Origin of the sequence: Luteimonas saliphila (assembly GCF_016774335.1) — a bacterium.
GTDB classification, from domain to species: domain Bacteria; phylum Pseudomonadota; class Gammaproteobacteria; order Xanthomonadales; family Xanthomonadaceae; genus Luteimonas; species Luteimonas saliphila.
Genome location: NZ_JAETWA010000003.1, coordinates 1 through 1,217 on the forward strand (window position 1 = coordinate 1; position 1,217 = coordinate 1,217).

Sequence of the window (1,217 nt, forward strand, 5' to 3'; positions counted from 1 at the left end):
TAGTCGCCGTCGATGAGGTTGAACGGCGGCAACAGGCCCGTCGGGTCGTCCCAAGTGGTCGGGTTGTTGTTCGCGTACGCGTAGCCGTGCCACTGCTGGGGGTCAGTCAGGTCCATGACCGGGTCGACGCTGATGAATCGGCCGAGGAGCTGGTCGTAGTAGCGCGCACCGACCTGTGTCAGCCCGGTGCTCTCGTCGACGACCTTGTTCATCAGCCCACGGCCCGCCGGCGGTGCCTCACCGCCACGGAGGTTGCCGTACGGGTCCGTCAGCGTCTTGACCAGCTGGCGGGTGGTGTTGTGCACCCGTGCCAACACGGTGCCGTGATGATCAGTCACCAACGACTCCACACCACCGAGACCGCCCTCGGTGCGGATCGCGACGGTCGCACCAGCGAACGAGTAGAACCGCGTCGCCTCCACAGTCCCGCCCGTGGTGACAGTCGCCTCCTGCCCACCCGGCAGATACACCGTGGTCTCACCGCCCTCGGTGCGCACCACACGATCACCGTCAGCGGTGTAGACGAACTCCGCAGACTCCGCCTCACCCGTGACTGCTTCGAGCTTGCCCTCGGCATCCCACGCCAGCGACTGGGCACCGCCGTCCGGGCCCGGGCGAGCCGTGGTATTGCCCGCCTCGTCATACTCATACGACCACGTGCTGGCACCGCCGAGACGTTCGGTCACGTCCACGGCCGCGACCGCATGCGGACCACCAGCCGGGTCGTAGGTGTACGCATACTCCGCCGCGATCCCCTGCGCATCCCGCTCCGTCACATCCGTACGGTTACCCAACTCGTCGAACGCGTAGGAGTTCCAGTACGCACCCGGGCCCCCGAGCGTCGTCGACGACGACGGCGCATCACCACACGCAGCCACCGACGGCGTCCACGCCTCGGTCAAACGACGCAACCCGTCATACGCAAAACACTGCGCATCGAGGGTGCCGATCCCCGGGGCGTCGACCATAGAGGTCACGTTACCCGCGGCGTCGTAGGAGTAGGCCAGATCCACGTCCGAGCCCGACGTTCGCTCCCGACGCAGGCTGATCCCCGCCAGACGCCTGGTCGCCTCCTCATACTCATACGAGACATACGTGCCATACGTGTTCCCGACGTCCAACAACTGGGTCTCGCCCAGCGGGGTGTACCGCGAGTTCGCGACGTACGTCCCCCACCCGAAGCCGCCGCCTGCCCACTCGGGCATCGACGCGTCGTC

At 66.9% G+C, this 1,217-nt stretch carries 1 protein-coding gene; it reads right to left on the bottom strand.

The window, feature by feature from the left end; all coding sequences use genetic code 11:
- Positions 1–1,013, bottom strand: a 1,013-nt coding sequence (locus JMO03_RS00205) for an RHS repeat-associated core domain-containing protein (protein ID WP_337926326.1), incomplete at its 3' end; no start/stop codon positions are given.
- Positions 1,014–1,217 lie beyond the last annotated feature (204 nt).